We start from the raw sequence: 8,799 nt of genomic DNA, 5'->3' as shown, positions 1-8,799 counted from the left end.
GGCCTCACGCTGACAGCCAGAGCCTAAACGTCAGACCATTCGAGGGTCAAGGCGGTGTTCCGCTCTACGCAACGACGTTTCGTCTAGTCGCCGTTCTGGCGGCGCTCCCTGTCGATGCGCGTGTAGGTCTCGCGCAGATGCTCCAGATGCTCGCGCTGAGCCCTCTCGGCGGCCTCGCGGTCGCCGGACTCGACGGCCCCGAAGATCTCCCGGTGGTCGCGGTCGACCCGCTCGAAGAAGTCGGACGCCGCCTCGTCGCGGGCGAACCTGCTCTCCAGCACGCCGAACACGGGCGCGGTCACGGCGGTCAGCAGCGGGTTGCCCGCCGCGGCGAGCAGCACCTCGTGGAAGCCCCGGTTGGCGGCGAACCCGCGCCCCCGGTCGCGGCGCGGCTTGACCAGGGACCGCCGCAGGGCCTCCAGCTGCTCGGGGGACCTGCGCTCGGCGGCCAGCCCGGCGGCGGGCACCTCCAGCAGGCACCGGACCTCCAGCAGGTTGGCCACCGAGCCGGCGTCGGTGAACAGCGCGAAGCTGGAGCGCAGGTAGTGCTTGATGTGCTCGGGGTCGGGATGGACCACGAAACTGCCCCCGGCCACCCCCCTGCGGGTGACCAGCAGGCCCTCGCTGGAGAGGACGCGCAGCGCCTCGCGCACCGTGCTGCGGCTCACGCCGTACATGGCGCACAGCTCCGGCTCCACCGGGAGCCGGTCGCCGGGCTTCAACTGGCCGGCGAGAATCTGCTCCCTCAGCCGGCTCGCCAGGTCCTGGTACGCCGGAGCAGCGGCGCGGTCGGTCGGCACGGCCACAGCGTAACCCGCCATGCGGGATCACCACGACTCCGGATTCCCTCTAGCGAAACGGTGTTTCAACATGAAACCCTGATGCTCCACGTGAAGGGAGCCCCCATGACCAGCACCAGCCCACCCCCGGAGAGCGTGCGCAGGATCGTCCTGGCCCGCCGGCCGGAAGGAGTGCCCGCCGAGGAGGACTTCCGGCTGGAGACCGTGCCGGTGACCTCGCCCGGCCCCGGCGAGGTGCTGGTCCGGGCCGTCCACCTGTCGCTCGACCCGTGGGTCCGCGGCGCCATGACCGGCCGCAACCTGGGCCACCCGCCGATCCACCCGGGTGACCTGGTGCCCGGCAGGGCCGTCGCGCGGGTGGTGGGCACCGGCGAGTGGGTGGTGGCCGAGACCGGCTGGCAGGAGTACGCCACGGTGCCCGCGGAGTCGCTCCGTCCGGTCGCCGTGCCGCCCGGCGTCCCCCGTACGGCCGTGCTCGGGGCGCTCGGCACGCCCGGACTCACCGCGTACGCCGCGATCACCCGGCTGATCCGGCCGGCGGTCGGCGACACCGTCGTCGTCTCCTCGGCCACCGGAGCCGTCGGCGGCGTGGCCGGGCAGCTCGCCCGCCTCGCGGGCGCGCGCACGGTGGCGATCGTCGGCGGGCCGGCCAAGTGCGAGCTGGCCACGGACTTCTTCGGCTACGCGGCGGCCGTCGACCGGCATGACCCCGGCTGGGCCGACGCGCTCGCGGAGGCCTGCCCCGACGGCGTCGACGGCTACCTGCACATGGCGGGCGGCGAGGTGCTGCGCGGGGTGGCGGACCGGCTCGCCCCGCACGCCCGGGTGGCGCTCGCCGGCCTGCCCGACCACGCGAACGAGGCGGGCGAGACGGTCCTGCCCGCCGGGGCGGTCATGCGGGCGCGGGCGTCCGTGCACGGGCTGGTCGTGTACGACCACTTCGACCTGCGCCCGCGGTTCGCCGACCGGGTGGGGAAGCTGCTCACCGAGGGGCGGCTCCGCTTCCTGGAGGACGAGCACCACGGCCTGGAGTCCACGCCCGCCGCCTTCATCCGGCTCATGTCGGGCCTGAACACCGGCAAGGCCGTGGTGCACCTTGACCGGGATACATCAGACAATTAGGGTCTTCGAAACACCGTTCCGAGTAGCGGAATGATCGGGGAGGCGGATCCATGAGAACACCGGTCGGCACGGCGGAGGCCATGCTCACCTCCGTCATCGAGCGGCGGCTGGAGGGCGTCCTCGACACCTTCTCCCCCGCCGACGACGCGTACGTCTTCGTCGAGGGTCCCCGCTGGACCACGCACGGCGGCGACCGGATCAAGGCCGGCTGGGAGGCCTACTTCAAGGCGCCCATCCGGATCCACGGCTTCCGCTGGGTGGAGGGCCCGTTCTGCTGGGAGGCCGACACACTGGCCCAGGTCGCGGGCGTCATCGACTACGACATCGAGGGCGACGGCAAGCAGGGCAGGCTCCGGATGCGGATGACCTGGCTGGTGCGCCGCGAGGACGACACCTGGCGCATCGTGCACGAGCACGGCTCGCAGCCGCTGGCCGACCCCTACGGCGCCGGCGACTGGTGGCCGGAGGGCGAGAACCCGCTGCGATGAGCGACGTCCCGCTGGTGGAGGAGCTGGCCTGCGTCTGGATCGAGGTTCCCGGCCTCGACGCCACGGAGGAGCGCCTGCGGAGCGTCCTCGGTCTCGAATCCCGCGCGAGCGGCACACTCGCCGCGGAGGCCGGGCTCGGCGGATGGGCCGGGCGGCCGTGGGCGCTGCTGGGACCGCCCGGCTTCCCGTACGGGATGGTCTGCCTGGTCGAGGGCGAGGCGCGGCCGGTCACGCGGGCGCTGCCGCGCGGCTGGGACTCGGTGGAGCTGGTCGTCGAGGACGTCGACGCGGCCGCCGGGCGGCTGGCCGGCTGGCCCGGCGTCCGGCCCGTGGCCGAGCCGTTCACCACCGACCTGTCGGAGCTGGGCAGCAACGTGCACCGCTCCGGCGTGTGGCGGATGCCCTGGGGCACCCACCTGATCCTGACCACCGGCCTCACCGAGCCGCAGGGCCGCAGCTTCCCCAGCGCCCGCCGGGGCACCGGCCCGGTCTTCGAGGTGCACCTGCGCACCGACGACCACGACACGGCGCGGCGGCTGTACGGCGGGAGCCTCGGCATGCCCGCGCTGATGGCCGCCGACTTCACCGAAGGCCCGCTGCACCGCGCCTGGGGCATCCCCGGCGGCACCCCGGTCAGCATGAGCCTGCTCAAGAGCGGCCGCGAGGGCACCGGCCGGGGCGCGATCGAGCTGCAGGGCCACCCGGCCGCGAACCTCGACCCGGCAGGGCTGCCCGGCGGCACCGGCCTGGTCAGCTACGCCTGCGCCGACCTGGACGCGGCGCACGCCGCCGTGCTGGCGGGCGGGCACCGCGCCACCGACCCGGCCGTGCCGGGGACCGGGCCGCTGGCCGGGCGCCGGTCGTTCGTGGCGTACGGGTCCGAAGGAGAGCGGGTGCACCTCGTGGCGCACCGGGAGGAAGGGAACACCCCGTGATCAGCGAACTGCGGGTGACGACCGTCGCCGTGTCCGACCTGGATCGCTCCCGCGCCTTCTACGCGGACACCTTCGGGTACGTCCCGCACGCCGAGGCGGAGGTGCGCGGCCCCGCCGCCGAGGCCGCCTGGCAGATGCCGGCCGGGCTCACCGGCAGGGCCGTGGTCATGGGGCCGGAGGGGGCGACGACCGGGCTGCTGCGCCTGGTCCAGTTCGCCGCCCCCGGCCGCCCGTACTGGGGGGAGTACGCCCGCCCGCAGGACTACGGCCACTACGCGCTCAACATCAGGGTCGACGACCTCCACGCCGCCGTGGCACGGCTGGTGGCGGCGGGCGGCCGGCAGAAGTCGCAGCCGACCCGCTGGACCGTGATGGAGGACCTGTCCGCCTGGGACTCGCTCTCCTACGATCCGGACGGCGTCGTGCTCGACGTGTTCCAGCTGGAGCCGGGGCCGACCAGCCCGCTCGCCGGGTACGACGGCCGGCCGAGCGAGCTGCAGACCGTCGCGATCCACGTGAGCGACGCCCGCCGCGCCGCCGCGTTCTACACCGCGCTCGGCTACGAGGTGCTGTACGACAAGCTGATCGAGAACATGGAGTCGTTCTTCCGCCTGCCGCCGGGCACCGGGCTGCACAACATCAACCTGTTCATGCCGGGCGGCACGGTCAACGGCCGGGTGGAGATCGCCCAGTACGTCGGGTTCCCCGGCAGGCAGCAGCGCGACGCGGCCGTGCCGCCCAACCTGGGCATCCTGTCGGCCTCCCTGGAGACGGACGACCTGGCGGCCACGTCCGCGCTGGTCACGGGCCTCGGCGCGGAGCCCGTCTGCCCGCCCGTCGAGGTGGACCTGCCGCCGTACGGTTCCGCGCTCGTCCAGTCCTTCTTCGGGCCGGACGGCGAGGTCCTGGAGTTCTACCAGTGCGGGTGAGACGGGTCGCGCTGGTCACCGGCGCGGGAAGCGGGCTCGGCCGGGCCGTGGCCCTGGCCCTGGGCGCCGACGGCTACGCCGTGGTCTGCGCCGGGCGGCGGGCCGGTCGGGTGGCCGAGACGGCCGGGGAGATCCGGTCCGCGGGCGGCGAGGCCGTCGGCGTGCCGCTCGACGTGACCGTGACCGAGCGGGTGGACGCCGCGGTCGCCGGGGTGGTCGCCTCGTACGGGCGGCTCGACGTGCTGGTCAACAACGCGGGCGTCTTCCGCAAGGCCGAGATCGTGGACCTGGACGACGAGGCGTGGCGGGAGACCGTCGACGCGAACCTGACCGGCGCCTTCCTGTGCGCCCGCGCCGCCGCCCGGCAGATGACCGGCCAGGAGCCGGTGGCGGGCGAGCGCGGCCACATCGTCAACGTCAACTCCGGCGCGGGCCTGCGCGGCTACCCGACGGGGGCGGCGTACTCGGCCTCCAAGTTCGGCCTGCTCGGCCTGTCCGACACCCTCCGGCAGGAGCTGGCGGGCCGCCACGTGAAGGTGACCGACCTGGTGGTGGCGGCCATGGTCAAGAGCGAGCTGTCGAGCCGGGCCGATCCTGACCGGCTGGAGGCGTCCGTGGTGGGCGACCTGGTGCGCGACCTGCTCCGCCTGCGCGGCGCGGCCGTGGTCACCCGGCTCGACCTGGGACAGCTCCCGGCCTCCTGATCACCCGCCGTCGCGCAGCTCCACCAGCTCGTAGGAGGAGGACAGGCGGTCGGAGCGGAGGCGGATCAGCAGCCAGTCCCCGTCCGTGCTCGTCCACAGGTGTTCCTCGGCCCCGCCGTCGCTGGTCAGCAGGAAGTGCCGGGTGGGGAAGGTGCCGGCGGGCACGGTGATCGTCTCCTCGCCGACCAGGGTGGCGGTGAGGTCGCCCAGTTCGTCCGCGTACGGCCCGGTCGCCCCGTTGGGGCGGGGCGAGGAGCGGAACCCGCCCGTCAGCGGCTGCGGGCCGCCGGCGGCGAGGTCGTACGCAGGGACGATCCAGGCGTCGCAGCACACCGCGTGCGGCACGAAGAACGGCGGCGGCCCGGTCAGCGGGACCCGCTGCGACACCCTGCCCTCGTCCCTGAGCAGCAGCTCCGACTCCAGGGTGTCCTCGCCGAAGACGAACCATCCCTCGCCCAGGAACGCGCCGCCCACCCGGTGGCTGACGAAGGACCGCAGCGGCCGGAACCCGGCGGACGCGGTGTGCACGACGTCCCGCTCGATGTCCGTGTCGAACATGCGGCAGTGGGCGCGCAGCGTGCGGGTGCCGTCCTCGGCGGCGGTGAGCGTCCACTCCTCGCGGCCGCGCACCCCCACCCCGTCACCCACGTAATGGATCACTCCGTGCCGGTAGCGGCTGCTCACGGTGCACTCTCCTCTCGCGGACGCCGCCGGCTCACCCGGCCACGTCCTCCAGGGCTTTCAACAGGGAGGCGACGCCGCCCGTCCCGTCGTGGCCGGGCACCGCGCGCACGGCCCCGGCCGTGAACGGATCCCAGACCGGGTCGGCGGCGACCACCGGCACCGGCGGCTCGCCGGGCCACGCGGCGGCGTCCCTGAAGGCGGCGGCGTAGGTCCGCCAGGACCTTGCGAGGTCGAGCGTCCTGCCGTGCAGCTCGGCCAGGTCCGGCCGGCCGCCGGGCAGTTCGGGCAGGCCCGTCCCCAGCCCGCCGTCCCGCACCAGGTGCCAGGCCCGCAGCAGGTGCGTGCCGTGCTCGTCGGGCACCAGGTCAGGGGTGCGCGCGCGTGCTTCGCTCTCGGTCAGCACGGCCGGGTCAGGCAGTCCGCCCAGCGCCAGCGCCCGCACCCGCCCGTTGCCCAGCCGAGCGACAGCGACGGCCACCACCGCACCAGCTCCGATCCCATAGATATCAACGCCGTCGACCCCGAGCGCGTCGAGAGCGTCCCCGACAGCCAGAACGATCTCGTCACGCAGCCCGGATCCGGCTTCAGCGGCCAGGTAGGATCCGCCGGTCCCCGCCCGGCCGCCGCGCGGGCCTGATCCAGGCCCAGCCGCCAGATCCGAGCCACCAGTTCCCGGCAGATCATCGCGCGGGCCGGATCCAAGCCTGGCCGCCGGGCCTGACCCGCCGGTCCCCGGCAGGCCGTCGCGCGGGCCTGATCCGGGCCAGGCGGCCAGGTCCGAGTCGCCGGTTCCCGGGAGGTCGAGGGCGAAGGCCGGGCGGTGGCGGCCTACCTCGGCGAGCAGGTCCGTGACGGCTCGACCGGAGGCGGGGGCCGGGGGCAGGATCACCAACGGCCGCCCTGACCCGTCGGCCGGTCCGACCGCCCTTACGAGCAACTGCCCAAGCCGGGTCGGCACGTACCGACGGCTCACGCCTTCTACGCGCCCGACCGTACTGGGCGGGACCGCACCAGACGAGGCTGCGCGTGATGATCCCGCGCCGGATGGGGCCGCACAGGACGACGACGCAGCGCCGGTTGGTGCGTGGGATGTCGCGTGGGTGTGGATGCGGGACGCCAGTGCCGGGGTGCCGGAGGCGGAAGTTTCCAGCTGCAGCCGGTGTGCGGGAAGGCGTGCCAGGTGGGCGTGGAGGGGGTCGGCGGGGGATGCCAGGACGAGGGTGGGGACGGTCAGGCGGGCGAGCAGCGGGACCGGGTCGCAGGTGAAGGCCGCGCGGTAGGCCAGCGGGTAGTTCGCCCCCGCCTCCAGCAGCCCCGTGGTCACCTCGTGCAGGTACGAGGCCGGCGGCGGGACGGCGGTCAGCCGGGAGGCGGCGCGCTCGTCGTACCAGGGCCAGTACAGGAACATGTTCCGCACCTGGTGCCACGCCGCCACCAGATGGCCGCCGTCGCTCCGCGGCTCCACCGGCGGCAGGTAATGGGCGAGCTGGTCGGCCCGCTCCTCGGGAGTGGACACCCCGACCCCGTCGAGGACGAGCGAGACCACCAGCTCCGGCCGCGCGGCCGCGAGTGACAGGGCGATCTTGGCCCCCGTGTGCGTCCCGTACAGATGGACCCGTTCCAGCCCGAGCGCGGTCAGCGTCTCGCCGAGGGCCGCGCCGTAGCCGGCCATGTCCGGGTCCGGCGCCGGGAGCGGGTCGGAGCCGCCGTGCCCCGGCGTGTCGAGCGCGTACACCGTGAACGAGCGGGCCAGCTCGGCGGCCAGCTCGCGCAGCGGCCGCCAGTCGCCGGGAGAGGCGTGGAGAAGGACGACCGGCAGGCCGCGCCCGGCGCGGGCGTAGTGGACCTGCCGGCCGTTCACCGTGACGAAACGGCGCTCCATCCGGTCACTTGCCGATTTCGACCGTGTGCCAGCCGTCGGCGTCCTTCTTCCACTGGTAGACGTGGATGTCGTCGATGCCAAAGAACTCGTGCTTGTCCGGGCTGATGGAGTTGCCGGAAGGCGTCTCCTGGTCGGAGATCTCGATCGAGTCGAGCGTGGCCGCGACCTTGTCCGGGTCGATCGACTGGGCCTGCTCGGCGGCCTTGGCGTAGGCGAGCACGCAGTCCGCGGCGATCTCGGCCGCCTTGGGCGACTCGGCGCCGGTCTTCGGGCCGGTGTTCTTGCCGAACCGCTTCTCGATCTCCTCGATGTGCGTGCGGTAACCGGGCTTCCAGGTGTCGCGGCCTTCCTTGCCCGGGTACGGGTAGTAGGTGGCGCTGAAGATCGCGCCGTCCGCGGCGTCGCCGGCCGCCTCGACGAAGGAGATGTTGCGGGCGCCGGAGCCGCCGACGATGAGCCCCTTGTAGCCGGTCTCGCCGGCGGCGGCCATGGTCTTGGCGCCGCCGGCCGAGTTGGAGATCCAGATCGCGCCGGCGTCCTTGAGGTTCTCGACGTACGCGCGGTGCGACTGGTCGTCGTTGCGGGTCTCCTGGAAGCCCGCGAAGGTGAGCCCGGCGGCCTCGGCCTGCTTCTGGATCTCGGCCGCGGTGCCCTTGCCCGCGTCGTCCCCCTCGTACACGATGCCGACGGACGTGATGCCCTCGGCCTTCAGGTGCTCGACGATCTTCTGTACGTCCAGGGAGACGGGGTCCTGGGCCCGGTAGCCGTACTTGACCGAGGTGAAGTCGCCGGTGGCGACCATCGGCTGGCAGTTGATCTTCTTGGCGTTCTCCAGGACGGGCTTGGCGGCGTTGTAGAACGCCGACAGCGCCGGGCCGATCACCAGCCCCACGCTGTCGTCACCGGCGAACTCGTTGGCCGCCTGCACACCCTTGGCCGGGTCGAGCGCGGTGTCGCGGACGACCAGTTCGAGCTTGGCGCCGCCGACGCCACCCTCGGCGTTGAGCCGGTCGATCTCGACCCTGACCGAGTTCTCCATGGAGATGCCCGCGACGGCGAACGCGCCCGTCACCGGGCCGATGAGCCCGACCTTCACGACCGGCATGCCGGCGCTCCAGCCGCTGCCGGAGGCCGCCTGCTCGACTCCGGCTCGTTCTTCCTTGCTCGCGCAGGCGGTGAGCAGCAGGGTGGCGCTCGCCAGCGCCAGCAGCTTGCGACCAGTGGTGACCGTCATCACGGGGGTCTTCCTCTCAGG

The 8,799-nt window shown here is 73.6% G+C and carries 9 protein-coding genes; 5 read left to right on the top strand and 4 right to left on the bottom strand.

The annotated features are described in order from the left end of the window. Nucleotides 1–83: 83 nt before the first annotated feature. Nucleotides 84–821: a FadR/GntR family transcriptional regulator gene (locus tag ABD999_RS26275; protein WP_148033465.1), complete on the bottom strand. Its 738-nt coding sequence runs from the start codon at nucleotides 819–821 to the stop codon at nucleotides 84–86. Between the two features lie 84 nt (nucleotides 822–905). On the opposite strand from ABD999_RS26275, the gene ABD999_RS26270 reads away from it, so the two are divergent. The 5 genes from ABD999_RS26270 to ABD999_RS26250 are packed head-to-tail and all read left to right on the top strand — an operon-like array spanning nucleotide 906 to nucleotide 4,978. Next, nucleotides 906–1,922: an MDR family NADP-dependent oxidoreductase gene (locus ABD999_RS26270; protein WP_187281313.1), complete on the top strand. Its 1,017-nt coding sequence runs from the start codon at nucleotides 906–908 to the stop codon at nucleotides 1,920–1,922. 50 nt (nucleotides 1,923–1,972) lie between these two features. Beyond that, entirely contained in the window at nucleotides 1,973–2,410 is a 438-nt protein-coding gene (locus ABD999_RS26265) for a YybH family protein (protein WP_148033467.1), read from the top strand. Beyond that, nucleotides 2,407–3,345: a VOC family protein gene (locus ABD999_RS26260; protein WP_148033468.1), complete on the top strand. Its 939-nt coding sequence runs from the start codon at nucleotides 2,407–2,409 to the stop codon at nucleotides 3,343–3,345. The genes ABD999_RS26265 and ABD999_RS26260 overlap by 4 nt, the downstream gene beginning before the upstream one ends. Next, a complete protein-coding gene (locus ABD999_RS26255; protein WP_187281314.1) occupies nucleotides 3,342–4,274 on the top strand; it encodes a VOC family protein in 933 nt (310 codons plus the stop codon). Before ABD999_RS26260 ends, ABD999_RS26255 begins: the two co-directional genes overlap by 4 nt. Further along, nucleotides 4,265–4,978, top strand: coding sequence for an SDR family oxidoreductase (locus tag ABD999_RS26250; RefSeq protein WP_187281315.1), 714 nt, complete (start codon nucleotides 4,265–4,267; stop codon nucleotides 4,976–4,978). Before ABD999_RS26255 ends, ABD999_RS26250 begins: the two co-directional genes overlap by 10 nt. Here ABD999_RS26250 and ABD999_RS26245 read toward each other — a convergent pair whose 3' ends face one another. The 3 genes from ABD999_RS26245 to ABD999_RS26235 are packed head-to-tail and all read right to left on the bottom strand — an operon-like array spanning nucleotide 4,979 to nucleotide 8,778. Further along, nucleotides 4,979–5,662: a DUF3108 domain-containing protein gene (locus tag ABD999_RS26245; RefSeq protein ID WP_271279314.1), complete on the bottom strand. Its 684-nt coding sequence runs from the start codon at nucleotides 5,660–5,662 to the stop codon at nucleotides 4,979–4,981. A gap of 31 nt (nucleotides 5,663–5,693) precedes the next feature. Next, a complete protein-coding gene (locus ABD999_RS26240; RefSeq protein WP_271279315.1) occupies nucleotides 5,694–7,544 on the bottom strand; it encodes an alpha/beta hydrolase in 1,851 nt (616 codons plus the stop codon). Nucleotides 7,545–7,548: 4 nt separating this feature from the next. Continuing rightward, nucleotides 7,549–8,778, bottom strand: a complete 1,230-nt coding sequence (locus ABD999_RS26235; RefSeq protein WP_271279316.1) for an ABC transporter substrate-binding protein — start codon at nucleotides 8,776–8,778, stop codon at nucleotides 7,549–7,551. Between the last annotated feature and the right edge of the window lie 21 nt (nucleotides 8,779–8,799).

The organism is Nonomuraea ferruginea, assembly GCF_039540635.1.
Lineage (GTDB): Bacteria > Actinomycetota > Actinomycetes > Streptosporangiales > Streptosporangiaceae > Nonomuraea > Nonomuraea ferruginea.
The sequence above is the reverse complement of the archived record's forward strand: the minus strand, read 5'-3'. Positions and strand labels throughout refer to the sequence as shown.

Excerpts from the sequence above, each read along its gene's own strand:
- ABD999_RS26240 (WP_271279315.1), bottom strand. The coding sequence starts at position 7,544 with ATGGAGCGCCGTTTCGTCACGGTGAACGGCCGGCAGGTCCACTACGCC.
- ABD999_RS26270 (WP_187281313.1), top strand. The coding sequence starts at position 906 with ATGACCAGCACCAGCCCACCCCCGGAGAGCGTGCGCAGGATCGTCCTG.
- ABD999_RS26275 (WP_148033465.1), bottom strand. The coding sequence starts at position 821 with ATGGCGGGTTACGCTGTGGCCGTGCCGACCGACCGCGCCGCTGCTCCG.
- ABD999_RS26235 (WP_271279316.1), bottom strand. The coding sequence starts at position 8,778 with ATGACGGTCACCACTGGTCGCAAGCTGCTGGCGCTGGCGAGCGCCACC.
- ABD999_RS26265 (WP_148033467.1), top strand. The coding sequence starts at position 1,973 with ATGAGAACACCGGTCGGCACGGCGGAGGCCATGCTCACCTCCGTCATC.
- ABD999_RS26260 (WP_148033468.1), top strand. The coding sequence starts at position 2,407 with ATGAGCGACGTCCCGCTGGTGGAGGAGCTGGCCTGCGTCTGGATCGAG.